Raw genomic sequence first — 22,969 nt, 5'->3', positions numbered from 1 at the left:
CCCGCCAGGTGCAGGGGTGCAAGCGAGGCGCGGAGGTCGCCTCGCTGGGCTGTGAAGGGAGATGCTGGTGGTCATCGTGGGGATCCCGTAGGTACGGCAAGCACGTCGTGCAGGCGGGCGGGATCGGCGCGCAGGTCTGCTGCGGGGGCGTTCAGGGCGATGGTGCCCCTGTCGAGGACGGCGACGTCGTGCGCGATGTCGAGGGCGAGGGCGAGGTTCTGCTCGGCGAGTAGGACAGCGCTGCCGGTCTCGGCAAGGCCGGTGATGATCGCGGCGAGCTGGCCGACGATGGCGGGGGCGAGTCCTTCGGAGGGTTCGTCGAGTAGCAGCACCTTCGGCGCGGCGAGCAGGGCGCGGGCCAGGGCGAGCATTTGCTGTTCGCCGCCGGAGAGTTGGTGGGGCCGGTGGTGACGGCGTTCGCCCAGCGCGGGGAACAGGTCGAGGATCTGCCGTGCGGTGATGGTGCGGGGGCGGCCGGGGTGCGGTCGGGGTAGCGCGAGGTGCTCGGCGACGGTGAGGCCGGCGAACAGGCGGCGTCCTTGCGGGACGAGGCCGATGCCGGCGCGGCAGCGGCGGCGGGCAGAAAGGCCTGTCACCAGTCGGTTGTTGAGGAGGATTTCAGTACCCGACAGCGCGGGGTGTAGGCCAGCGATGGTGTTGATCAGAGTGGTTTTGCCGGCCCCGTTGCGGCCGACCACGGCGCTCACCTTCCCGGCTCGCACATTGAGCGTGACGCCGGTGAGCAGAGGTGCGCCGTGGTGCCCGGCTCGCAGGTTGCGCACCCGCAGGATGGGCGGCGCAGCTGCGGGCGGGTCGGTGGTGGCCTTCGGCGCTGTGGGCACGTGGTTGGTGGGGTCCGTCTCGGCGAGGTACACGCGGCGCACGTCCGGGTGGGTGCGCACGTCGCTGGGGGTGCCGGTGGTGAGGTGTTGGCCGTGGTGCAGGACGGTGACGGTGTCGGCGACCGCGGTGACGAAGTCGAGGTTGTGGTCGACCAGCAGCACGGCGATGTCGGTGGGCAGTGCGCGGATCAGCTCGGCGAGGCGGGTGACCTCGGTGGTGGCGAGGCCGGCGGAGGGTTCGTCGAGCAGGAGCAGTCGGGGTTGGGCGGCGAGGGCGACGGCGACTTCGAGGCGGCGTTGGTCGCCGTAGGAGAGTTGGCTGGTGGGCCACTGGGCGTGCTCGGCCAGGCCGACCCGGGCCAGGGCGTGCAGGGCCGCCGCTGACGTGCGAGGCCGCAGGCGCAGCGCGGCCAGGTGCTGCCCGGGCACGGCGAGTAGCACGTTCTGGACGACCGTCAGCGGGCGGGCGAGAGCGGGATGCTGCCAGGTGCGGGCGATTCCGGCGCGGGCGCGGCGGTGCGCCGGCCAGCGGTGGATGTCGTGTCCGGCGTAGTGGATGCGCCCCGACGTCGGGCGCAGGGTGCCGGCGATCAGGTGTAGCAGGGTGCTCTTGCCGGCGCCGTTGGGTCCGATGAGCGCGTGCCGTGCCCCCGGGTGCAGGTCGAGACTGACCTCGTCGACGGCTCGGCGGGCGCCGTAGGCGCGGCTGACGGTGTCCAGTCGCAGCAGCGGTGCGCTCATGTCCGCTCCCGATCGCGTCGGCTGACGAGCCCGGCCAGCCGGTGCCGGGGTAGGTAGGCCAGGGCGAGGAAACTCAGGCCGAGCAGGGTGCTGCCGTGGCCGCTGAGCAGACCGCCGGCCCAGTCCCGGGCGGCCACGAGGAGGATCGCGGAGGCGCAGGCGCCGATCATGCTGCCGGACCCGATCAGCGCGGCGGCGAGGGCGAGGGCGGAGATGCCCATGGCGGCGTCGGCGGGCGAGACGTAGCGGGTCACCGCGACGAGCAGCGCCCCGGCCGCGCCAGCGATGGCACCGGCGAGGGTATAGGCGGCGAGAAGGAGCCGGCTGGTGTGGTGGCCGGTGGCTTGTACACGGGGCTCGTGGGCGGCGATGCCGCGCAGGAGCAGGGCGAAGCGCGTGCGGGTGAGGACGATGACCGCGGCGCCGATGATCAGGGTGCACGCGAGGACGTACAGGTACACCCAGCCCGGCCGGACCATCGGGGGCAGGCCGGGTAGCGCGACCACCGGCGCGGTGTGGGTGCCTTCGCTGCCGCCCGGCGCCCACTGCCCGGCGGCGGCGTGCACGAGTTCACCGATACCGAACGTGACCATCAGGAAGGTGGTGGCCCGGACCCGTACCGCGAGCAGGCCGGTCACGGCCGCGACGACAGCCCCGGCGGCGGTCGCCGCCAGCAACTGGACCGGGCCGAGGTTGGTCAGCGTAGCGAGGGTGGCGGCGGTGTACGCGCCGACGAGCAGGTACGCGGCCTGCCCCAGCGGTGGTTGCCCGGCCAGCCCGACCAGCAGCTGCGCGCTCATCGCGAGCACGGCCATGACCAGAGCGGTGGCGGCGAGCGAGACGACGTACGCGTTGACCATCCACGGCAGCGCCACTGCCGCCACGACGACGATGCCCGAGGCGACGGGTACGAGGCGGGCCACCCGGCTGACAGATCGGTGTTGGGTCGTGGCGGTGTCGGGTGCGGGTGCGGGTGCGGGTGCGGGTGCGGGTGTGAGGATGGTGGTCACGCGGGCCGTCCCGCAAGCGCAGGGCGGTGCCGAACGGAAAGCGCGACCAGCATCGCCGCGGCAAGGACAAACGCGGCAGCGCCGGGAACGAGAGCGACACCGAGCGTGAGAACTTGGCCGACGCCGAGGGCGGCGAGCAGAGCGCCGCGGATGCTGCCGAGGCCGCCGACGACGCAGACGATCAGCGAGTAGACCAGGATCGTGGTGTCCACGCCGGGGGCCGGGCCGATGACCGGGGCGCCGAGCACGCCGGCGGTGACCGCGAGGACTCCCCCACCGACCAGCACGGCGGCCCGGGTCCTGCGGGTGCATAGCCCGGTGGCGGCGGCCATGCCGGGGTCGGCGACCACGGCCCGCACCATCGCTCCGGTGCGGGAGCGCTCGACCAGCCAGATCAGCAGCACGATGATCAGGGCGGCGACCGCGATGAACCCCAGTCGGTAGACCGGGTACTGGTAGCCGCCGAGGCTGACCGACCCGGCGAGCGCGCGGGGTGGGTCGACTGAGCGCGGTTCGGCGCCGAACACGGTGCTGAACCCGTCGGCGGCGATGTACGCCAGCCCGAGGGTGGCAAGCACCTGGTCCAGCGGCCGATCCGTGAGGGGTCGCACAGCGGCGGCGAGGCCCGCTCCCCCGAGCGCGCCGATCAGGACCGCCGCGGCGAGGGCCAGGCCGAGTCCGGCCCAGCCGCCGTCGGCGAGGTGCCAGGCGATGTAGGCGCCAGCGAGGTAGAGGGTGCCGTGGGCCATGCTGAACACCCCGGCGACGCCGAAGATCAGCGTGAGTCCGGCGGCGATGACGAACAGCAGCAGTCCGTACGCGACCCCGTCCAGCGCGGTGATCGTGTAGGGGTTGACGAGCCCGCTCAGGCCCACGGCACTCCTCCTTCCGAACTCAGGTCAGGCGGACGCGAGGCGCCGGCCGATGGTGGTGTGCATCAGGTAGCCCGACAGCATCAGCTGCGGGTCCATCAACACCTGCCGCAGCTCGGCCAGGTCGTCGCGACTCATGCCGCCGGCGACCAGCTCGGCCTCGCGCTGGATCGAGTTGGAGTGGTGCAGCTGGCAGATGCCGGTGCCGCCGCGCCACGAGCGGGACTCGATGCGGCTGTCGACGTCGACCAGGCCGAGGCGCAGCATCACCTCGGGTGCCCGCTGCGCCCAGCCCATGTCCGCCCCGCGAGACTCGCCGTAGGCGAGCAACAGGTCTTGGAACCGCTCGATCAGCTCGGTGGCCCGTGGGCTGGGGCTGCGGCGGATCATGTCGCGCCAGGTGCAGTCCCAGTCCGCCACCACCATCGCCCCGCCCGGGGCGAGAGCGCGTATCAGGTCGGCGAGGACCTGCTCCCGCTCGGGCAGGTGCATCAGCACCAGGCGGGCGACGATGGCCTGCTGCGACCCCGCGGGCAGTTCCATCTCGCGGATGTCGCCGGCCCGGACGGTGACATTGGGCCCCTCGGGGATGTAGCGGGGGTCGAGGTCCACGGCGGTGACGTGCCCATCGGGGGCGACCTGGTCGGCCAGCCAGGTAGTCAGCGTGCCCGCGCCGGCGCCGATGTCCGTGACGTTCCAGCCCGGTCCGACCCCCAGCTCGAACAGGGTCCGGCGGGTGCCGGGGTCGAGGATCTCAGCGAGGTGACGCAGCTGGTTGGCGGCCTCGTTGGTGGCGTTGTCGAACATGTACCCGGCCTGCTGCTCGCCGGTCGCGGTCGTGGTCATGGGTTTGTCCCTTCCGATTCAGGAGCCGAGGGTGGTGAGCGTCTGCACGGTGCGGTTGACCCACACCTGTCCGTCCTGGGCTACCTCCCGCAGGTAGTACGCCTGCACCGGGGTGTGGTTGATCGGCCCGAACTGCCAGGCGCCCCGAGGTGAATCGATCGAGCCCACCCGGGGCAGCGCGGCGGTGAGCGTTTGCGAGGTCAGCCCGGTTGCCGGCACACTTGCGGCGGCCGGCGACGCGGCCGGGCTGCTGACCGCTGGGCTGCTACTCGGCGCAGGGCTGCCGGAGGCCTGTGCAGTGCCGGTGGCGGTGGGTGTAGTCGCGGTGGCATCGGGCTGGGCCAGCGCTTCCGAGATGGCCCTGTCCAGCACGAGCGCCGCGTCCCACGCGCAGACGTGGTAGACGTTCGGCAGCTTCCCGTCGTTACCTGCGGTGAACCGGCTTACGAAGTCTCTGTTGGCCGCGTTGTCCAGCGTCGGCGAGTAGTTAAGCGTGGTGTAGATGCCTTTGGCCTGCTCCTTCAACGCGGCCAGTGGCGCGCCTTCGGTCAGGAAGCCTGAGGCGTACAGCGGCGTGGTGATGCCGTACTGGCGGTACTGCTTGACGAACTCGATCGCGGACGCGCCGGCGTAGAAGGTGTAGACGGCCGCCGGCTTGGCCTCTTTGATCTTCGTCAGGTACGGGGAGAACTCGGTCGTCGGCGCCGGTACCCACGGCGTCCACGTCGGCTCCCCGCCCGGGTTCGCCAGTTGCCCGCCAGCCTTGCGGAAGGCGGTGACGAAACCACCGATCTGATCACGGCCGCCGATGTAGTCCGGGCCGATCACCCAGACCCGGCCATTGCCGACGGTCGTGCGCAGGTAGCCGGCGATCGACGCGCCGGTCTCCTGACTCAGCCACGACGTCGACCACAGGTAGGTGGGATTGTCGACCGTTGAGGGCCGCCCACCCATACCGATCAGCGGCACCTTGGACTCGATCAGCAGCGGGTACAAGGTCTGCACCGTGTCGGCGGTACCCCCGCCAACGAGAGCGAGGACCTTGTCCTGCTCGATGAGCTTGCGCGCCGACGCGAGGGCGGTGGCCTTGCCGTCGCCCTCGTCGGCCTCAATCACCTTCACGGGTCGACCGCCGAGCTTGCCGCCCAGCTTGTCCAAGGCCAGCCGCCACCCCGCGGCCTGGTCATCACCGATCGACTTGTAGTTGCCGGTTTTTGGCACGATCAAGCCGATGCGGATCTCGTTGGCGGTGGTATCCGAGTCGCTGAGGCTCGACCCGGCGCAGCCGGCGACAGCGACCAGGGCGGTGGCAGCGATGGAGGCGATCGCCGTTCGCCAGCGATGGTGCCGGCGGCCGGTTGGTTGATGAGTCACGAGAGTCGACGTCCTTCCGTTCTGAGGGGATGGTGCGAGGGCCGTACGTGGTGCTGGGGTGGTACGACGGGGCTGGCCAGGCGGTGCAGGATGGCCAGGACGGAGGCGGGTTCCGTGGCGTCGCAGGTCAGGACCGGCACCTGCGCGCTCACCCGTAAGGCATCGCGAATCTCGTGGCGGTTGCGGGGACCGCCGAGCGCCCGGTTGATCGCGACCAGGTACGGCATGTCACGGGCGTCGAGGTAGTCCATCGCCGGATACGACACCGGCAGTCGGGTGGTGTCGACCAGCACGACTGCGCTGGTGGCGCCGAGAGCGACGTGGTCCCACATCCACCACCAGCGCCGCAGCTCCGGCGTCACGTGCAGGACGACGGTGACGCCGGTGGACAGGGTTGCGTAACCGACCTCTCCGACCACGCCCGACTGGCCGGGCAGCGTCGCGCCCCCACGCTGAGCGGCCCGCAGGAAGCAGGACTTCCCCACACCCGCGCCGCCGGTCACCAGCACCTTGACCGTCGAGGCCGCACGCCCCATCACGCCCGAGTTCGCGCTCATGCTCATCGCCGCCCACACGCCGGCTCAGCCGGCCGTTCGCGGCCCTGGCCTGACCGCGTCGCCGATGCGCGCCGCCATGGTCGCCAGCTCGTAGGCGACCTGCGACGGGTCGCAGTCGTTGCGGGCCAACGCCGCTAAAGACGACCCGTCGGGCACCTGCTGCACGACGAGGATCCCGTCGCGCATCATCAGCATCTGGAAGTGCACACCGCCGGTCTGCAGCAGGTCGGTGGCTCCGCGCGCCAGACTGACCAGCCCGGACACGATCGCCGCGAGCTGATCGCCGCGGTCGGTGTCCAGACCGTCGGTGCTGGCCAGCAGCAGACCGTCGCCGGAAACCGCAACGACGTGCGCCACTGCGGGGATCTGGCTGGCCAGGTTGTTCAGAACAGTCGCCAGCTGCGAATTGCGGGCGGTAGTGGCGAGGCTCATCTGCGTTCTCCTGTCGGGAGGGGAGGGGTGGACGGCACGGCTCGCAGGCCGCGCATCGTGCCGGCGACCTGCGCCCGAATCGCCGCCGGGTCGATTTGTACGTAGGGCTCCGATGGGGTCCGCTGTGCCGGCAGGCCACCTGGGACGACGTGTGCCTGGGGGCGACGTCGAGGCAGACCGGAGGTGGTGCGTCCATCGGTTGCTGGTTCGGCGGCGGACGCCGCCGCCTGCCAGCCCGCGTCGGCGTCGGTGCTGAAACCACGCTCGTCGCTGCGAGACGGCCACAACCACGGCGATTGAGCCGCCATCGCCTGAAACATCGGCGGATCCGGCGGTAGCGGCGCGCCCACCGGCAACGACACCGGGCCCCGCTGGCGAGGCACAGGCGGCAATTCCATCGTCATGTCCGCGCTCGGTGGTGCCGTTGGCGCCGGCACTACCGGGATCTGTTGGGTCTGACCAGTCCACCCAGTCCCCGCCCACGGAGTCGCCCCGGCCGGATGAGGTGCAGGCTCGGGAGCCGGCCGCGTGGGGCGTTGGATCTGGCTCGGCACGACGATCTCCCGCACGTGCACCCGCGTGACGTACTCAGCTGGCACTAGGACCTCGGCGGTCACGCCGGTCGGCTGGCTAGCGCCCAGCCGTACTCGCACCCCGAATTCCGCCGCTAGGCGGGATGTCACGACCAGTCCCATTTGGTCGGTGACCGCAACCTCGATCTCCGGGCTCGCCAGCAGAGCGTTAGCGCGGTCGAACTGCTCCGGGATCATCCCGAGGCCGGAATCGACGACAAGGATCTGCACGTCATGCCCGGACCACCCCGCCACCACGCGCACCTGGTCTGCGGAGAACCGGGTGGCGTTGTCCAGCAGCTCCGCGAGGATCGACTTGACCGCGTAGACGGCGCGGGCGTCGATCTCGACCTCGACCAACTGCCCCGTGGTGATTCGGGCGAATCCTTCGATCTCGGACAAGGCCGCGTTGACCAGGTCGGCAAGCACCACCGGACTTGGCTGTGATTGGGCCGGGCCGCCCCCGGCGACGATCAAGAGATTCGACCCGTAGCGGCGCAGCTGGGTGGCCTGCTGGTCCGCCGCGAACACCATCTCCAGCCGGTCGGGGTTCGCCTCGTCGCGCTCAAGACGATCAATGCTGGCCAGTAGTTGGTCAGTCAGGGTCTGCACGCGTCGACCAACCGAAGTGATCATGGCGCTGACCAGGGCGCGTCCCCGTGCCTGCCCCACCGCCGCGTCCACCGCCGCGACCAGCACCAGGTTGAACGCGCCCGCGAGCTGGCCGACCTCGTCGCGGCCAACTACCGGCACCGCCACGCCTCCGGCGCCCTCGGCCAGCCGTGCCGCCGCCGCCGGATCCGATGTCGCCCGCAGCCGCGCTACCAAGGCAGGCAGTTCCACGTCCGCGACCCGGCGTGCACCCTGCTCCAGGGACGACAGCTGCGCGACCAGCGACCGGGCCACACGCACCGCCGTCACCGCGGCGACCAGCAGCATCAGCAACAAGATCGCGGCTTGCACCGCCGCCGCGCGGACCTGGGCCAACCACAGTTCATCAGCAGCAGCCGCGATGTCAGCGTTGACCGTTGCCTGCACCTGGGCCAACAGGTCTGCTCGACTGGTCATCACCCGACTCCATTGCTCGGCGCCGCCCGGCAGCCGCACCGGCTCGTACACGCCGGTGCCAGAGACCAGGCCGTCGAGGCGCACCGCGGCGAGGACGTCCCTGCCGGTCAACGTCCGCCCTAACCGCGCCCTCCACGACGGGCGCGCCAAGGCGTCAAACTCGCGCAGCGCCTCATCCTGGCCGGACCGGGCGGCCACAATCTCCGCGTGCAGCGCCGGGGTCAACCGGCGCGCCGCCACCGCCTGCAACACCGCCACCTGTTGCTGACCCACCGCCTCGCGGGCCCGCGACACCGTCGCCGACGCCCGCATCTCATCCGCCAACTCCGGTTCCACACCGCTCTGCGCCACCGTCAACAGCAGATCCCCGAGATCGGCGATGACGATCCGATAGCCGAACGCCACGGCGGACAGCGCCACCGGGCCATCCCCGCGCACCCGCTGCCGCTGCGCCTGCACATCCGCCAACCCCGCATCAGCACGGGCCAGGACAGCGCGCACACCCCCGGGCGGGTCTTCGAGGTCTCCACGCAGCACCCGGAACCCGGAGATCGCCTCGTCGGCGCGCTGCACGGCCCGCTCGAAATCCGCAGGCTTCACCTTCGACCCTGGTAGCAGCAGACCCACGGCGGCAATCCGCTCCGCCTGCAGGCGCTGCGTCACCTCGGTCGCCGACGCACCCACAGCGAACAAATCCCCGGCACCCTTGGCGGCCCTGGCCTCCCCCACGGAGGACCACAATCCGAAACCCGCCGACACCATCGCGACCAGCACCGTCGGCAGCACGATCAGCGCGGCCTTCCACCGCACCGATATATCCGCCAACCGGCGGCCCACTCTTATCCGCGAGACCCGCATCGCACCGCCACTGGCCGTGCTCACACCGCCGCCCAGTTGTCCGTAGATGCGGTACCGCTGCCACGCCCGCTCCACGCCGCGTCACGCGGCCAGCGCCGGCCGGTCGCCGACAGAGTCGCCGTAGCAAGCGCCTGCTCGTTGACGGGCCTGCCGGCGGAGAGTTGCCGGCCGGTCGATACCAGTAGCTGCGGCGCGATGGCCAGATGCGCCACCAGCGGCGTGATCAGCAGAGGCATGAACCTCCTGGCAACAGGCACGGCGAACCTTCCCTCGGTGAGTTGGCATCGCTGGCTGGTGACTACAGCGCAGCAGCGGCGTTGACGCCGACATAGAGCGACCTAAGACGAGATCGATCAATGTCGGCCAGCCCTGCCAAGCGGTTTTGACAATCCGCCGACATTCCCGGCATCAGCAACATCCGTTGAAGATGAATGTCAGTGGATTGTCGGAATTGGACGACATCCCTTATCGACACCACCGATGACGCCTTTTGATGTTTGGGTCACCGCCCGCGTCGACGTCGCTGGCGATGAGGGGCCGCAGCCGCGATGCGGCGTGACGGTCTGCCGTGTCCACGACCCCTTGGGAGGGCATGCACCATGACCATTTCATCCATGCCAGAGGTCGGAGAGGTTGGCCGTCGGGCCGCCGAGATCCTCGACAAGATGCAGGCGCACCCGGCCTACGGCCGTCTGCAGAGCTCGTCGATGAAGTACTCCACCTGCTGGGCCACATTCACCGGCTACCCGGCAATCAGCCGATGGTCGCTGCAGCGCGATGCCGCTCCGTTGCTGGACGAAGCGCTGCGCGTGCTGGCGCTCAAAGCTGCCGTGTTCGATCTTTCCGGCGGCGACGAGCGCGCCGCTGAACTGCTGGTGCCGGCGCCGGTGGACGAGATGATCCACGCCGTGCTGGCCCAGTTCACGCTGATGACGCGCCTGCAGCGGGACTTGGGCGTCACCTTCCCCCTTGCCACCGAGTTGGAGGAGTTCACCTACGCCCGCGGCGGCATCACGGACGCCTACTACGCCGCCGCCGGGTGGGGAGAGCAGCCACTGCGGTACTGGCTGGACTCGGCCGAGGTGAATCGGCGTCTCGGCCTGCTCAACGAGCGCTACCAGGCCGCTGGTCTCGGCCGGGATGGACGCAGCCACGACTTCGACTTCGAACGGAACGAGCCGCTCGCCGCCGGGGTCAGCGGTTAGCCAGCTCCACCGACAGCACCCGCCGCAGGGCCGCAACCGTCTTCTTCGCTCCGAACTGTTCGGCGGCGATCCGCTCGGCGCGGGCAACAGCGGCGAAGATCCCGTCGGCGGGTGCCTGCCGCAAGACGGCTACGAGCCAACCTTCCAGATCGACCAGGTCGGCGGGCAACTCCAGCGCCGCCGCCGTCGGCGCCGGTCGGGGCGCCTGATCGGGGACCAGCTCCCCCTGCGCGGCGTACCGGCCGGCGGGAAGGCCCACCCGGAACGGATGAACGCAAACGGCGACACCGTCCGCGGTTGCCCGCCATCCCAGGTCAGGTCGGTACGCGAATTCGGGTCCTGGCCGGTCGATCACATCGAACTGGCCCGGCCCGAGCTGCTGAGCCGGACACACCACGCAGGTCTGTTCACACCACTGCGGAAAGGGCCCCGACATGCCGCCGATCGTACGGCAATCAGGAGGTACCAGGGTATGACGGTCTTATCGCCTCCCCGCCCCGCCGACATCGAGCGCGCCCTGCGCGACGCTCGGACCTGGTGCGCGGGGCACACCATCGACAACCGGCCAGCCCTGGTCCACGCGCTGCGCGTCGCAGTGACCATCGGGCAACACGTCCCCGCCCCAGCACAGGACGTCATCATCGCCGCGCTCCTGCACGACGCACCGGACCTCGCCCCGGCAGAGCCGGACATCTACCAGACCCTCACCGCCAACTACGGAACCGAGGTTGCCCGGATCATCGCCGCGCTTCAGGCCGAGCACCACGCCCTTGATGAACCTGACCCGCCCATCCGCGTAGATGACCAACCGGTACTAGTTGCCTCGACCGCCGACAAGATCGTCGCGCTGACTTCGCTGCTGCGCCGGGCCCACAGCACGGGCAACGCACAGGACTTTTTTGACCGACGCCCGGTGCTGTGCGGGCTACTGCCGCATTTTCGGGCGTTCCAACGCGCCGCACATCCTCGGCTGCCCGCCAGCATGTCGGCGCATCTCGACGCCGCCCTCACGCCGCTCGAGCCGGCCACCGCTCGTGCGCAGGGTGCGGGTGCACGGTGAACCGCGCCATGCTCGACGAGCAGGTCGGCACGCGACTACGAGGCGACCTGCTTGCCGCATCACGACGGGTACCGACGCGGCGACACATCATCCAGACATGGGAGCTGTCCTCCGTCGAGCGCTGGTTCTACCCCGACGGCAGCAGCCTGATCTGCAAGATCGCCACCGCACCGTTCACCGGCGAGGCGACCGTCCTTCGCGCGCTCAACAACCAGCAAGCCCCAGTCCCGCTGCTGAACGGCTACACGATGCGCCCCGACGGGGTGGGCATGCTGATGGAGGACCTGGGCGAGGCAAGTCGGACCGCGACGCTCGCCGAGGCTGCCGCAACGGCCCGATGGGTTCACGCCACTGCGGGCATTCCCAACCTCCCGACCTTCGACGAAGCGGGCCTGGCGCGGCTACCAGAGCAAGGACTCGACGCGTTGGACGAGCTGCGTCGGCAAGGGCGCTTCACCCGCGACGCGGAAGGGATCGAAGCGGTGCTGCAGCGAGTCGCTGCCACCGCACGACGCAGAGCCGACGGTGCCGAGCGACCACCGTTCGGGTTGTGCCACGGCGAATTCCACCGCACGTCACTGCACGTCAGCCGCGTCGGCTGCCGGGTCGTCGACTGGGCCAAGGCATTCACCGGACCTGGCCTGTTCGACCTGGCCACTTGGTTCGGCACCCGCACATCCACCGAACCCCGACTCCTCACCAAGCTCATCCACGCCTACGTCGCCGCAGGTGGCCACCCCGACGCCGAAGCCGACCGGGGCGGGCTTCCGGCTGCCCGATGGGCGCTGGGCTGGCACCGGGTGTGGGCGGCCTGGTGGCTGCTCACGACCGCCGCCGCTGGCCACCACCCAGCTTCCGCCGATCGGCGCCATATCGAAATCGTCCTCCGGCAACTCCAGGGCGCAGTGGACCTGCTTGGAGCACCGCTGCCCACTAGCGCCGGCCGACCATCACTTACTACAGGAAGATCCTCGTGAAGCGCCTCGTCGTCGACACCCACGCCTCGTCCTGCTACTTCCGCACCTCCGTCGGAGGCCACGGGCGCAAGGCCCTGGTGCAGATCACCGAACGGTGCAACCTGCACTGCGCCCACTGCTTCGTCTCGTCGACCGCCGCCGGGTCGGACCTGTCCCGACTCGATTTCATTACCCGGGTGCTGCCGCGGCTGCTCGACGCCCGGGTCGAACGCCTCACGCTCACCGGGGGCGAGCCCTTCGTGCATCCCGACCTGATCGCCATGTGCCAGGCCGTCGCCGACCGAGACTTACCGCTGGGAATCTGCACCAACGCGACGCGGACCCGCGACGCTGACATCGACGCCCTGGCCGCCCTCGGCAACGTCCACATCAACGTGTCCTTCGACGGATTCCGTCCCGACAGCCACGGCAAGTTCCGCGGTGACCGGTCGTCGTTTGACACCACCGTCGCGACCACCCGCAAGTTCGCCGACGCCGGGTTACTCAAGGGCCTTCTGTCCACACCCAACGCGCTGACCACCCCGCAGGAGTTCGCCGACCTGTGCGCGTTCGCCGTCGACGTCGGCGCCGAATACGTGCTGATGAACCCGCTATCGTCCTTCGGCCGAGGAGTGAAGAGCCGCAGCAAGCTCGCCGCGACCACGACTGCCATGGACGCGATCCGGGCGGTGACCGACCGTTTCGCTGACCAGCTCGATCTCGTCCGCATCCGCTTCCCCAACGACAACCTGCCGCTGGGTGGCTGCGACGCCGGCAAGCTGATCTACGTCTTCGTCGACGGCCAGGTCGCCGTCTGCCCTTACCTGGTCTTCGCCGCCCGCACGCCCGCCTCAGCGCACCGCGACACCGAGTTCCTGACGGGCAACATCCTCGACGCAGAGGCCGCCCCCAGCCTCGACGCCTACGACTTCCACACCCGCTACCAGCTCGGCGCCAACCCGACCTGCGGCTCCTGCCATGTCGCCGGGCAGTGCGGCAAGGGCTGCCCGGCTGCGGTCGTCGCCGCAGGTGGCCGCATCGGCGACGTCGACAGCGACCAGTGCCCCATCACCACACCCAACGGCCGTCGCTTGCTGCCGCTGTCCCCGTCGAAGGGGTGAGCACTCTGTTCATCGCCGTCGAAGGGCCGAACGGAGTCGGCAAAACCACGATCGCCCGCCTTCTAGCCGACCGTCTCGCCGAACTCGGATCGGCCGGGGTCCACCTGACCGGCGAGCCCACCCGCACACCCTTGGGCCAACTCCTGCGCCGGCAGGAATCCTTCCTACACGGCAAGGCCCTGGCCCTCGCCCTGGCCGCCGACCGGGCCGCGCACATCGAAACGGAGATCATCCCCCGGCTCGACGACGGACTCCACGTCGTGACCGACCGGTACGTCGCCTCCTCGCTGGTGCTGCAACGCATCGACGGCCTCGACCTCGGTGAAATCTGGTCCTACAACCGCTATGTCCTGCCCGCTACCGTCATCTACCTCGAAGACCACCCAGAGGTCATCCGCACCCGACTGGCAGCCCGACCGCAGCTGACCAGGCTGGAGCTGGCCGGCTCACCCGAGAAGGAACTCATCCTCTACCGCGACGCCGCGGCTCACCTGCGCCGGCAGCAGTGGCGTCAACACGTCGTGGTCTGTCACGGCCTCACCCCCGAGCAGGTGGTGGACACTATCCTCGGCCTGCTACCCGCCGACGGCCCCTGACCAGCGAGGCTCACCGTGCTGTCCATCCTGACGATCAACGTGCAGGCCGCCGCGCTCGCCCGGGCGCAGAACCTTCTGACCTGGCTACTGCAGCGCGACGACCACGTGATCATCCTGACCGAAACCAGCAACGGACCCGGCACCCGTCACCTGCTCAGCGGCCTGCGCGCAGCCGGATTGTTCATCACTCACCAGCCCTCAGCGGACGGAGACCGCGGCTGTGCCATCGCCAGCCGTATCCCCACCCGCCCAGCCCCACACCTCACTGCGGGTATCAGCCTGCCTGGCCGGGCCCCCGCCCTCACCCTCGACACCGACCCTGCCGTGACGATCCTCGGCCTTTACGTCCCCTCCAGCGACCGGGCGCCGGCGAAGCTCGCCAAGAAGCGGACCTTCCTCACCACCGTCACCGTCACCCTGGGCCGACTACCCACCACCGACCGCGCACACCTGGTGGTCGGCGGGGACTACAACGTCATCAGCCGCGACCACCAGCCCCGCTATCCCGCCTTCCGACCCTTCGAGTACGACTTTCTCGACGCCCTCACCGCACTCGGGCTCACCGACGTCCACCGGACTCTGTACCCCGAGGTGCAGGCACACAGCTGGATCGGCCGAGCCGGCAAGGGTTACCGCTTCGACTATCTCCACGCCGGCGCTGGTTTATTGCCCCATCTGGCAACCGCCGCCTACCTGAACCAACCTCGCCTTGATGGCCTCACCGACCACTGGGCGCATAGCGCCGGCATCGACATACGGCGTACCGGCGGGCGCGGCGCCGGTACTGCCAACACCGAAGCTTCCTTAACGTCCCGTACGCCTTCCTGAACGAGCGGCAGAATAGGCGCGTGATCCTCTGAACGATCGCCACGGCGGCCGGGCGTCCGTCAAACCGACCGCTACGACGTGCCACTCCTGCAGTTCAGTTGAAGACAGCTGAGCACGGCGGCCGAGGTTCACAGTCTGGACAGCCGGGGCGCCAACACCCGCGGACCCGACCACCTCAGATCGGTGCCGACGTCCTAACAGCCACGCTCGTCAAATTCCAGATCAATGTGTCGTAGGTGTCCACGACCCGCAGCATCGGCACACCGAGCGAGCGAATCATCGCGTCGAGTCCGTGCTGCACCTGTTCACCCGAGTGTTGGGAGCTGACCACCCGCTCCACCTCGACGAACGCGCCGAGCCCGTCGACGACGTCCACGCAGACTGTCGCGCCGTCCCAATCGCCAGTCCGGCGCTGCTTGACGATCCGCACTGTTGGCACCCAACCCATCGTGACGAGAGCAGCGTGCATCGCGTCGCGGTCGAAAATCACGCACTCGTGCTCTAGACACGCCATCTCGTTGTCGATCGGCTTCTTCACGGTGAACAGATGGCGACCCTCCTGGGTGCGCAGACGCGCGAACGGCACACCGACCTTCGACATTCCGTACGACCAGCCGGCTGGTGCGTACGCCTGGTCATCCTGCACCGACGGCTCCGTCAACACCACCTGCCGCCGGGCGAGCGCCGCCATCAACTCTCTCGGGTCGTCAACGCGGTACTTGGCTTCAACCTCATGATCATTGTTGGCTGATTCGTGGGTCACGAGCAGGAAGCCTACGAAAGTCGCAGATCACGCGACCTCAGAGGACCGCGAGGGCGATGTCGGAACTTTGTTGGAAGAATGTTGGAGAAGCCGCTGAGTAGCCGACACGTCACCGACCTGGACTACAGTGCCCCCACGCCACCGTGTCTCGCCTCGCGCGAGCGTCCGTACTCATCGGGAGCTGCTGATGTCGAGCGTGCCGCCACAAGACGTGGCCAAAGCATGGGTCGCCCTTGGTCAGATGCTGGCCCGCAGCCGTAAAGCCGTTGGTTACACACAAGAAACGTATGCGGCTCGGGTGAGCTATGGGCGGAGCACGATCGCGAACGTGGAGACCGGCCGGCAGCGCGTGGGGCGCGACTTCTGGACCCGAAGCGACGAACTGTTGGGGACCGGCGGAAGACTGTCCCAGGAATACGATCGCATCCGGCTCGCCAGCACCCGGTACATGCCCAGCGGCATGGCTGCCAATCAGGCATCTCAGGTCGCTGCCGAGCCGTCGTCCTTCACCGCTGGGGAGACGCTTGCTCGCCCGTCCGGAACCGACTACCTGATGGGCGAGTGGAACAGCTTTTCCACGCTCACCAGCATGCTGGCCCAGCAGCGCCAGGCCGTGTCACCCGACGCGTTACTTGGCCTGATCGAGGCACACCGTGATTGCCTGTCGGCGCTGTACCGCAAAGCAGGCCGTGCGCCCGTCCGGGCTGATATCGGAGCGATGCTCGCCGAAGCTTCGATCGTCGCCAGCCGGTTGTGGAGCGCACAGGGCAACCGTGCCCTCGCGCTCGCTCACTGTGCCTACGCTCGCCAACTCGGTGACAGGCTCGGCAACCGCAGGATCAGCGCGACTGCACGCATCTTCGAGAGCAACCTCCACTCGGAAGCCGCCACCCTGATCGGAGCAGACGGCGACACCATGATCGGCCTGCGGCTACTCAATGAGGCCGCCCAAGCGTCCGACGATCTCAGTCCCGCCGCACGAGCTCGAGTGGCCGCCGAGCAGGCCCAAGCCTTCGCCGCCCTGCGCCTTCCACGCGAGGCCACGGCGGCCCTTAAGCGGGCAGAAGAAGCGGTCAACGACTTGTCACCCGTTGACTGTGTCGGCCTCTACAGCGACTGGAGCAGCGCTCGCCTCCACGTCTATGCGGGCACATGCCATCTTCTTCTCGGCCAGCCCCACCAGGCTGTGACCGTGCTTGAAAATGCAGCACAGATGCTGGAGCACGATCATGCCAACGTCAACGTCGCCTTGGCAGCAGCCGTGGACCTCGCCAGCGCCTACGCCGAGGCCGGCGAACTTGAACAATCCTGCACCCTGCTTAGCAACACCTACGACCAACTGAAAGCAGGTGGAAATCATCGTGGCATCGCTCGAGCTCAACGAGCCCGACAGCGGTTGGCCCGATGGCGCGACGAGCCGGTTGTCCTCGAACTCGATGAGCAGATGGCCGCCTAACGAGCAGCCGGCGACCCGCCCGCACTCAACAGCGAACTGACGGCGGCCACCACTGCCGTCGGGTCGAGACTGTCAAGTATCAGGTCAGGTTCGTAGGACACCAGCTCTCGACGCCCAATCCGGTGAGCGACGACAGCGACACGAAAGCCGGCGTGACGCGCGCAAGCGATATCGTTGGGCGCATCCCCGAGGACGATCACTCGATCGGGATCAAGCGGCTCACCGTAGACCGCGGAGTAGCGCTGAGCCACGACTGCCGGAAGCTGAAAGCGATCTCGCGCGTCCGACCCGAACCCGCCGATGCGAAGATCAAGAAACTCATCCAAGCCCGCCACGTTCAGCTTCACGGCGGCGGCCGAACGCAGATTGCCGGTCAGCACGGTCTGGATGAAGCCACCATCGTGCAACTCCGCGATGCTCGCCGCGGCGCCTGGATACGGCGGCTGAACCTCAGCCAACTCCTGCCGACCTTCTTGCATCACCGCGGCAATGGCCTGACGGAAGGCGGGTATGCCCGCCTCTGCAGCTGACGGGTCCACGCCCGAAGCGATCGCCGTGTCGACGGCGATCGACTCGTCTGTATACCCATGTACCTTGTTGTCCGGGAAGACAACCTCGGACTGCGCGATGCCGTACGCACGAGCAATCGCGCGCGTCAGCCAGCGCAAGTCCGCGGGGATGAGCGTCCCGTCAACGTCCCAGATGACCAAGCCGGCGCTGCTGTGGTTCATGTAAGCATCGTGGCACCCTCGCCACGCCCACCGACAGTAGGCCCGCCTTGGTTTGCGGCCGGCCGACCAACCCGGGGCCTCCTGGGACTACCTCATAAGGGGTGGCGGGTCGGCGGTGTAGTAGGCGATCAGCTAGGGGTGCTGCGGGACCAGGCCCATACGTCGGGCTGTTGGGCGGCGACGGCCATGTCGAACGCCGCGCAGACGTACGCCCGCGCGATGCGGAGGGCCCGTAGGGCCAGGTGGAGGGCGGCCCTGCCATGTGTGCGGCGGACCAGCAGGCAGAACGACGCGACATCCGGGATGAGTCCCACCAGCTCTACCTCCAGGCTGTCAGGGGCAGTCAGCAGAATGGACAGCATGACCACACCTTCCGCAGTGGCGACCGCTGTCGACCTCACTGACGACGCCGCCTACCTTGAAGCCGTCGCGCAGGCGCGGAAGGCCGCCGATGCCTACTACGGCTCCGGCGAATCAGACTTGGACGACGAGACCTACGATCGGCTGCTGCGCGGTATCACCGCGTGGGAGGACGCGCACCCCGAGCAGGTCGCGGTCGACTCCCCCTCACAGCAGGTCGCGGCAGGCGTGACAACTGGCGACGTCGCGCACCCCGTGCCGATGCTCAGCCTGGGCAACGTCTTCTCCGACGAGGAACTGACGGCCTGGGCCGCGTCGCTGGAGCGGCGGCTGGGTGGAGCCACAGTGGCAGGCTGGGCGGTGGAACCCAAGCTCGACGGTGTGGCCTTGGCAGCCCGCTACCGGGAGGGCCGGCTGGCTCAACTCGTCACCCGCGGCGACGGGACGACCGGGGAGGACGTGTCCCACGCGATCGGGGACATCATCGGCCTGCCCATGACCCTGACCGAACCGGTCACGATCGAAGTGCGGGGCGAAGTCCTCATGACCGAGGACCAGTTCGCCGCTGCGAACGAGCTGCGGATCACGCACGGCGCCACGGCCTTCGCCAACCGCCGCAACGCCTCCTCGGGCTCACTGCGCGCCAAGGACCGTGCCTACCGAATCGGGCAGACCTTCCTGGCCTACGCCGCATTAACCCACCCCGAGCACACCGACGATCCCGGCCTCGCCGCGCTCACCCACACCCAGCTCATCGCCCGCCTCGCCGATCTCGGGCTGGGGACGATGACCGCCACCCCGCTCGCCACCCGCACCTATGCGACCCTCGACCAGGTGGTGAACCGGGTGCACGAGATCGGCGCCCTGCGCGCAGGACTCGACATCGAACTCGACGGTGCCGTGATCAAGGCCGACAGCACTGCCGACCAGATCCGGGCCGGGATGGGCTCTCGCACCCCGCACTGGGCCACCGCCTTCAAGTTCCCGGCCGCCCAGAAGATCACCGTGCTGCGCGCCGTGCAGTGGAGCGTGGGCCGCACCGGTGTGATCGCCCCACGGGCCGTCCTCGACCCCGTGGACGTCGCCGGCACCACCATCACCTACGCCACGCTGCACAACCCGGCCGACATCACCCGCCGTGGCCTGATGCTCGGAGACCACGTCATCGTCTACCGAGCCGGCGAAGTCATCCCCCGCGTTGAAGGCGCGGTCGCCGGCCTCCGCACCGGCACCGAGCAGCCCATCGACTTCCCCGAACTCTGCCCGCGCTGCGGCTCCGGCATCGACCGCAGCCAGGAGCGCTGGCGCTGCGCGCGGGGACGCTCCTGTGGCCAGAAAGAGGCGATCCGGTACGCCGTGGCCCGCGACGCGCTCGACATCGACGGCCTCGGCGAGAAAATCATCGTGCAACTCGTCGACAAGGGGCTGATCGAGGACTTCGCCGACCTGTTCACCCTCACCCGCGATCAGCTACTCACCCTGGACCGCATGGGGGCCAAGAGCGCCGACAACCTCCTGGCCGCGATCGAGACGGCCAAGACCAAGCCACTCAATCGCGTCTTCTGCGCCCTCGGCGTCCTCGGTACCGGCCGTTCCATGTCGCTGCGCATCGCCGCGCACTTCGGGTCCATGCAAGCCATCCGAGACGCCGACGCCGTCGCTTTGGAGCAGGTCAACGGCATCGGCAACGAGAAGGCCCCCGTGATCGTCGAAGAACTGGCTGACCTGGCCCCCGTCATCGACAAGCTCGTCGCCGCAGGCGTGAATATGAACCAACCGGGCTTCGTTTTTTCTACTCCCACAGATGCTGAAGGCGAGGCCGAGACGTCCGCCCAGGAGGCGAAGAGCGAGCTGCCCATGGCGGGGCTGACCGTGGTGGTAACCGGTGCGATGACCGGCCCTCTCTCGGACCTATCCCGAACCGAGATGACCGAACTGATCGCCAAAGCAGGGGGACGCGCATCCTCAAGCGTCTCTGCCCGCACCCACCTCGTCGTCGCCGGGGAGAAGGCCGGCAGCAAGCTCGACAAGGCCGGGGCACTGGGCATCGAAACCATCACACCCGAGGAACTCGCCCAGCGCCTCGCTGGACACCTAAGGTGAATAGGGGTAGATGAGGAGGCCCACGTCGACCGGCGACGTTGTTGCGACTCTGGTTCGCAAGGCAGCTCATGCCTCGATGGTGGATTCCGTTGTTCCGATCGTCTTCGCTGACCTGGTCGCCGGCTAGGCCCTGATCCGCGCTGGCGGCCGACGCAAACGGCCAGTTCGTCGGGGAGACGGATGTCGTAACGACTGTGGCAGACAGGCGAGGCCGTCGGATTCAGGTCAGCCGCCGGGCGCTCCTGCAGGGCGACGGTGCACGACGCCACCTCGGTAAAGGCGCGCCCTCGTGACACAGGCCATCGAGCCGTCGCACAATCCGTGGCATGAGTGCCGACGAAGCGCAGCCGCCGGTCATCCTGCGGGTGCAGCAACCCGCCGACCCAGTCGGCGCGGTCACCGAGGAGGACGCGGCACGGCGAACGGTGACCTACCCGAAGATCCGCATCGGTGCCCCACTGTTCGGCCACGCGGTGCACATAGATCGCGGACGGTGGCAGGTGTACGCCGTCATGTCGGATACGCCGCAGGCCGCGCGGGACGAGCTTGCGCACCACCTCATGGAGCAGCTCGACGAGACCACTGACCCCCCGCTGGCTGTGGAGTTGACCACCGCGCTCGGCGTCCTGGACCGGGAGAAGGCGAACGAGGTGGTGATCAACGGTCGCGTGCACCGCATCGTTCGGGTGGACACGTTCGTGCGGTTCGGCCCGGACGGGCCCGAACCGCCCCGACCCACCGACCGCGACCCCCGCGACGCCGAGGACCACGACAGCTTCCTCGCCCCCGAGATCGTCATCGACCCAGACGGGGCGACCGGCCTGAGTGAAGCAATGCTGCGGGCAGAGCTGACGACCGCGCACTACCCCCGCTCCCAGGTGCCCGCCAACGTATACGCCGACAGCGTCGCCGCCGTCGCCTCCCACCCAGTCGGGGTCATCCTGCCGACCCGCTACGCCGCAGCCGAATCCGTCGGCGGGTCGTGGCGGCCCTACAGTCGCGCGGTGGCCACACCGCAGCTGGCCCGCGACGAGATCGCCTTCGGCCTGCGCCACATCGAACCGCGCATGCTGAGGCTGACCGACGACCAGGCAGCCGCCTACCAACAAACCGCCGACACCCTCGATACCAACCCCGTCGACGACGTCACCGCGCTCGGGCGCCACTTCCGGGTCACCCGCATCGAGACCCTGCTGCGCATGGGCGCCACCGGCCCGGAAATGCCCCGACCATCGGACCCCGATCCAGACCAGCCACCGGGCGCGGGCCGCCAGCGCTAAGACGAGCAACGGCATCACCATCGGGCTGGACAACCACCAACCGGCCACCACCGTCCTAGCCAAGGCTGCCCAAGCGCTTCACGGAGACTGTTCGGCGAACGCCGGGCAGCGGGGTGATCCTCACCGGGTTCTTGAGTCGTACACCATCGGCGCGTGAGGAGCGGTACATGAAGTTAATCTGGATCAACGGTGCGTTCGGCGCGGGGAAGACCACCCTGTCGGAGATGTTGACTGCGGAGGATCCTCGGCTGTTGATGTTCGATGCGGAGTTGCCAGGGTTCATGCTCCGCGAGATAGTTCCGCTGCCCGCGAGCGGCGATTTCCAGGATCTACGAGTGTGGCGTCGTAGCGTGGCGGATACGGCGATAGCACTACTGGAGGAGTACGGACGCACGCTCGTGGTACCGATGACCGTGGTGGTGCCGTCGTATCTTGAGGAAATTTTCGGTCTGTTGCGTGCCCACAGCGTGGGCGTCGACCATTTCTTCATCGACGTGCCCTTCCGCGTCCTTCAGGCTCGAATTGAGGCGCAGTCGATCTGGCCGGATGACCCGGCTCGTGATGCGCAGGTGCGTACGTGGCGGCTGGAGCAGGTGGACCGCTGCGTTGCCGCTGTCGGTTTGTTGCCGGTTGACACGGTGGTGCTAGATGGTGAGCTGCCGGTAGCGGAGTTGGCGTCGCAGGTGTTGGCGCGGTCGGCTCAGTCGTGATCAGACGTGCGGCCCAGAGCCCACGGTCGCTTGGACTGCGGCATTGTTGGCCGCCAACGAGGCAGCGGGATTGCCACAGTCGTGGTACTCGCCGGTGATGTGGTGGATCAGTACGTCGTTGTCGCGGGCGAAGGCGATCGCGATGTCGGTGGCCTGGTACTCACCGTTCGGCGCCGGAGCCATGGCCTCGCCAGCCAGTCGTAGGCTCGTTGAAGTGAATGGTCAGTGGGTCACAAGCCAAGGGGCGCGGTCGCCACCGTTGTCCACTCGTAACTGCGATGCTCTCGGCGCAGCGCGATCAGCGTTGCTTGCCGGATGGTCACCCAGGCTGGTGGCTGGTGGCGGATGGCGTTGAGGCGGTCGCGGATTGGTGCGGTAGGCGCTTGCGAGCCGCTGTAGGCGATCGTCACGTGTGGCCGGAATCCTTCTGAGGCCTCCGGCACGGTCTTCCATACCGCGTTGATGGCATCGCGGATGGTGGCTCGGAGTTGTTCGACGCGATCCCAGGGACGGACGAGCAAGCCGATTCCTTCGGCGTCGGGGTCGACCGGGCCAAGTGACAGCTCTAAGGGACGTCTCGTAACTGGGTGAAGGCGTTGCCCGGCCTCAGGCCGGTGGTCAGCCGGCG

At 68.8% G+C, this 22,969-nt stretch carries 25 protein-coding genes; 10 read left to right on the top strand and 15 right to left on the bottom strand.

Features of this window, described 5'->3' with window-relative positions; all coding sequences use genetic code 11:
- Nucleotides 1–71 precede the first annotated feature (71 nt).
- The 9 genes from V6U86_RS13910 to V6U86_RS13870 are packed head-to-tail and all read right to left on the bottom strand — an operon-like array spanning nucleotide 72 to nucleotide 9,408.
- On the bottom strand, nucleotides 72–1,583 hold the full coding sequence (locus tag V6U86_RS13910; RefSeq protein WP_334502950.1) for an ATP-binding cassette domain-containing protein: 1,512 nt from the start codon (nucleotides 1,581–1,583) through the stop codon (nucleotides 72–74).
- Entirely contained in the window at nucleotides 1,580–2,593 is a 1,014-nt protein-coding gene (locus V6U86_RS13905; RefSeq protein ID WP_334502947.1) for a branched-chain amino acid ABC transporter permease, read from the bottom strand. Before V6U86_RS13905 ends, V6U86_RS13910 begins: the two co-directional genes overlap by 4 nt.
- Nucleotides 2,590–3,468, bottom strand: a complete 879-nt coding sequence (locus V6U86_RS13900; protein ID WP_334502945.1) for a branched-chain amino acid ABC transporter permease — start codon at nucleotides 3,466–3,468, stop codon at nucleotides 2,590–2,592. The genes V6U86_RS13905 and V6U86_RS13900 overlap by 4 nt, the downstream gene beginning before the upstream one ends.
- Nucleotides 3,469–3,492: 24 nt before the next feature.
- Nucleotides 3,493–4,311 (bottom strand): class I SAM-dependent methyltransferase, encoded by an 819-nt coding sequence (locus tag V6U86_RS13895; protein WP_334502943.1) that lies wholly within the window; start codon nucleotides 4,309–4,311, stop codon nucleotides 3,493–3,495.
- A gap of 18 nt (nucleotides 4,312–4,329) precedes the next feature.
- Nucleotides 4,330–5,685 (bottom strand): ABC transporter substrate-binding protein, encoded by a 1,356-nt coding sequence (locus tag V6U86_RS13890; protein WP_334502941.1) that lies wholly within the window; start codon nucleotides 5,683–5,685, stop codon nucleotides 4,330–4,332.
- Nucleotides 5,682–6,242: a hypothetical protein gene (locus V6U86_RS13885; protein ID WP_334502939.1), complete on the bottom strand. Its 561-nt coding sequence runs from the start codon at nucleotides 6,240–6,242 to the stop codon at nucleotides 5,682–5,684. Before V6U86_RS13885 ends, V6U86_RS13890 begins: the two co-directional genes overlap by 4 nt.
- 24 nt (nucleotides 6,243–6,266) lie before the next feature.
- Complete coding sequence (locus tag V6U86_RS13880; protein WP_279516748.1) at nucleotides 6,267–6,674, bottom strand: roadblock/LC7 domain-containing protein; 408 nt, start codon at nucleotides 6,672–6,674, stop codon at nucleotides 6,267–6,269.
- Nucleotides 6,671–9,172, bottom strand: a complete 2,502-nt coding sequence (locus tag V6U86_RS13875; RefSeq protein ID WP_334503382.1) for a sensor histidine kinase — start codon at nucleotides 9,170–9,172, stop codon at nucleotides 6,671–6,673. The genes V6U86_RS13880 and V6U86_RS13875 overlap by 4 nt, the downstream gene beginning before the upstream one ends.
- Before the next feature lie 20 nt (nucleotides 9,173–9,192).
- Nucleotides 9,193–9,408 carry a hypothetical protein gene (locus V6U86_RS13870; protein ID WP_334502934.1) on the bottom strand — a complete coding sequence of 72 codons (216 nt, stop codon included), beginning with the start codon at nucleotides 9,406–9,408 and terminating at the stop codon, nucleotides 9,193–9,195.
- 378 nt (nucleotides 9,409–9,786) lie between these two features.
- Between V6U86_RS13870 and V6U86_RS13865 the strand changes: the two genes are divergently transcribed.
- Nucleotides 9,787–10,377 (top strand): hypothetical protein, encoded by a 591-nt coding sequence (locus V6U86_RS13865; RefSeq protein WP_334502932.1) that lies wholly within the window; start codon nucleotides 9,787–9,789, stop codon nucleotides 10,375–10,377.
- On the opposite strand, the gene V6U86_RS13860 is transcribed toward V6U86_RS13865, so the two are convergent.
- On the bottom strand, nucleotides 10,367–10,636 hold the full coding sequence (locus V6U86_RS13860) for a hypothetical protein (protein WP_334502930.1): 270 nt from the start codon (nucleotides 10,634–10,636) through the stop codon (nucleotides 10,367–10,369). The genes V6U86_RS13865 and V6U86_RS13860 overlap by 11 nt on opposite strands.
- 9 nt (nucleotides 10,637–10,645) lie before the next feature.
- Here V6U86_RS13860 and V6U86_RS13855 point away from each other — a divergent pair, with 9 nt between their 5' ends.
- Genes V6U86_RS13855 through V6U86_RS13835 form a run of 5 tightly spaced genes read left to right on the top strand, consistent with a single transcriptional unit; the run spans nucleotide 10,646 to nucleotide 14,938 of the window.
- The gene (locus tag V6U86_RS13855) at nucleotides 10,646–11,437 is read left to right on the top strand and encodes a metal-dependent phosphohydrolase (protein ID WP_334502928.1); all 792 of its coding nucleotides are present in this window, start codon (nucleotides 10,646–10,648) and stop codon (nucleotides 11,435–11,437) included.
- 8 nt (nucleotides 11,438–11,445) lie between these two features.
- Entirely contained in the window at nucleotides 11,446–12,414 is a 969-nt protein-coding gene (locus V6U86_RS13850) for an aminoglycoside phosphotransferase (RefSeq protein WP_334502926.1), read from the top strand.
- On the top strand, nucleotides 12,411–13,514 hold the full coding sequence (locus tag V6U86_RS13845; protein ID WP_334502924.1) for a radical SAM protein: 1,104 nt from the start codon (nucleotides 12,411–12,413) through the stop codon (nucleotides 13,512–13,514). Before V6U86_RS13850 ends, V6U86_RS13845 begins: the two co-directional genes overlap by 4 nt.
- A complete protein-coding gene (gene tmk / locus V6U86_RS13840; RefSeq protein WP_334502921.1) occupies nucleotides 13,511–14,110 on the top strand; it encodes a dTMP kinase in 600 nt (199 codons plus the stop codon). Before V6U86_RS13845 ends, tmk begins: the two co-directional genes overlap by 4 nt.
- Nucleotides 14,111–14,149: 39 nt before the next feature.
- Nucleotides 14,150–14,938 carry an endonuclease/exonuclease/phosphatase family protein gene (locus V6U86_RS13835; RefSeq protein WP_334502918.1) on the top strand — a complete coding sequence of 263 codons (789 nt, stop codon included), beginning with the start codon at nucleotides 14,150–14,152 and terminating at the stop codon, nucleotides 14,936–14,938.
- Between the two features lie 175 nt (nucleotides 14,939–15,113).
- On the opposite strand, the gene V6U86_RS13830 is transcribed toward V6U86_RS13835, so the two are convergent.
- Complete coding sequence (locus tag V6U86_RS13830) at nucleotides 15,114–15,701, bottom strand: class IV adenylate cyclase (RefSeq protein WP_334502916.1); 588 nt, start codon at nucleotides 15,699–15,701, stop codon at nucleotides 15,114–15,116.
- Nucleotides 15,702–15,888: 187 nt separating this feature from the next.
- Here V6U86_RS13830 and V6U86_RS13825 point away from each other — a divergent pair, with 187 nt between their 5' ends.
- Nucleotides 15,889–17,157 (top strand): helix-turn-helix domain-containing protein, encoded by a 1,269-nt coding sequence (locus V6U86_RS13825; RefSeq protein ID WP_334502914.1) that lies wholly within the window; start codon nucleotides 15,889–15,891, stop codon nucleotides 17,155–17,157.
- Here V6U86_RS13825 and V6U86_RS13820 read toward each other — a convergent pair.
- Together V6U86_RS13820 and V6U86_RS13815 are read right to left on the bottom strand one after the other, a co-directional pair.
- Nucleotides 17,154–17,888 carry an HAD family hydrolase gene (locus V6U86_RS13820; protein ID WP_334502912.1) on the bottom strand — a complete coding sequence of 245 codons (735 nt, stop codon included), beginning with the start codon at nucleotides 17,886–17,888 and terminating at the stop codon, nucleotides 17,154–17,156. The genes V6U86_RS13825 and V6U86_RS13820 overlap by 4 nt on opposite strands.
- 128 nt (nucleotides 17,889–18,016) lie before the next feature.
- Entirely contained in the window at nucleotides 18,017–18,250 is a 234-nt protein-coding gene (locus tag V6U86_RS13815; protein ID WP_334502909.1) for a hypothetical protein, read from the bottom strand.
- On the opposite strand from V6U86_RS13815, the gene ligA reads away from it, so the two are divergent.
- From ligA to V6U86_RS13800, 3 genes are all read left to right on the top strand, one after another.
- Nucleotides 18,249–20,351, top strand: a complete 2,103-nt coding sequence (gene ligA, locus V6U86_RS13810; protein ID WP_334502907.1) for an NAD-dependent DNA ligase LigA — start codon at nucleotides 18,249–18,251, stop codon at nucleotides 20,349–20,351. The two genes, V6U86_RS13815 and ligA, sit on opposite strands and share 2 nt — an antisense overlap.
- A gap of 326 nt (nucleotides 20,352–20,677) precedes the next feature.
- Entirely contained in the window at nucleotides 20,678–21,631 is a 954-nt protein-coding gene (locus V6U86_RS13805) for a DUF5954 family protein (RefSeq protein WP_334502904.1), read from the top strand.
- 167 nt (nucleotides 21,632–21,798) lie between these two features.
- A complete protein-coding gene (locus V6U86_RS13800) occupies nucleotides 21,799–22,341 on the top strand; it encodes an AAA family ATPase (RefSeq protein ID WP_334502902.1) in 543 nt (180 codons plus the stop codon).
- Here the strand turns inward: V6U86_RS13800 and V6U86_RS13795 are convergent, their stop codons facing one another.
- On the bottom strand, nucleotides 22,342–22,524 hold the full coding sequence (locus tag V6U86_RS13795; protein ID WP_334502900.1) for a hypothetical protein: 183 nt from the start codon (nucleotides 22,522–22,524) through the stop codon (nucleotides 22,342–22,344).
- A gap of 47 nt (nucleotides 22,525–22,571) precedes the next feature.
- On the bottom strand, nucleotides 22,572–22,969 hold a 398-nt coding region (locus V6U86_RS13790; RefSeq protein WP_334502898.1), incomplete at its 5' end, for a 2'-5' RNA ligase family protein.

Source organism: Micromonospora sp. CPCC 205558 (assembly GCF_036902955.1).
GTDB lineage: Bacteria > Actinomycetota > Actinomycetes > Mycobacteriales > Micromonosporaceae > Micromonospora.
Note: the sequence above shows the minus strand (reverse complement) of the source record. Positions and strands in the feature narration are given on the sequence as shown.

What these genes read in the sequence shown, in the direction of transcription:
- V6U86_RS13910 (WP_334502950.1), bottom strand. Translation starts at nt 1,583, where the DNA reads ATGAGCGCACCGCTGCTGCGACTGGACACCGTCAGCCGCGCCTACGGC.
- V6U86_RS13895 (WP_334502943.1), bottom strand. Translation starts at nt 4,311, where the DNA reads ATGACCACGACCGCGACCGGCGAGCAGCAGGCCGGGTACATGTTCGAC.
- V6U86_RS13885 (WP_334502939.1), bottom strand. Translation starts at nt 6,242, where the DNA reads ATGAGCGCGAACTCGGGCGTGATGGGGCGTGCGGCCTCGACGGTCAAG.
- V6U86_RS13880 (WP_279516748.1), bottom strand. Translation starts at nt 6,674, where the DNA reads ATGAGCCTCGCCACTACCGCCCGCAATTCGCAGCTGGCGACTGTTCTG.
- V6U86_RS13875 (WP_334503382.1), bottom strand. Translation starts at nt 9,172, where the DNA reads ATGCGGGTCTCGCGGATAAGAGTGGGCCGCCGGTTGGCGGATATATCG.
- V6U86_RS13870 (WP_334502934.1), bottom strand. Translation starts at nt 9,408, where the DNA reads ATGCCTCTGCTGATCACGCCGCTGGTGGCGCATCTGGCCATCGCGCCG.
- V6U86_RS13865 (WP_334502932.1), top strand. Translation starts at nt 9,787, where the DNA reads ATGCCAGAGGTCGGAGAGGTTGGCCGTCGGGCCGCCGAGATCCTCGAC.
- V6U86_RS13855 (WP_334502928.1), top strand. Translation starts at nt 10,646, where the DNA reads ATGAACGCAAACGGCGACACCGTCCGCGGTTGCCCGCCATCCCAGGTC.
- V6U86_RS13850 (WP_334502926.1), top strand. Translation starts at nt 11,446, where the DNA reads ATGCTCGACGAGCAGGTCGGCACGCGACTACGAGGCGACCTGCTTGCC.
- V6U86_RS13825 (WP_334502914.1), top strand. Translation starts at nt 15,889, where the DNA reads ATGTCGAGCGTGCCGCCACAAGACGTGGCCAAAGCATGGGTCGCCCTT.
- V6U86_RS13820 (WP_334502912.1), bottom strand. Translation starts at nt 17,888, where the DNA reads ATGAACCACAGCAGCGCCGGCTTGGTCATCTGGGACGTTGACGGGACG.
- ligA (WP_334502907.1), top strand. Translation starts at nt 18,249, where the DNA reads ATGACCACACCTTCCGCAGTGGCGACCGCTGTCGACCTCACTGACGAC.
- V6U86_RS13815 (WP_334502909.1), bottom strand. Translation starts at nt 18,250, where the DNA reads ATGCTGTCCATTCTGCTGACTGCCCCTGACAGCCTGGAGGTAGAGCTG.
- V6U86_RS13805 (WP_334502904.1), top strand. Translation starts at nt 20,678, where the DNA reads ATGAGTGCCGACGAAGCGCAGCCGCCGGTCATCCTGCGGGTGCAGCAA.
- V6U86_RS13800 (WP_334502902.1), top strand. Translation starts at nt 21,799, where the DNA reads ATGAAGTTAATCTGGATCAACGGTGCGTTCGGCGCGGGGAAGACCACC.
- V6U86_RS13795 (WP_334502900.1), bottom strand. Translation starts at nt 22,524, where the DNA reads ATGGCTCCGGCGCCGAACGGTGAGTACCAGGCCACCGACATCGCGATC.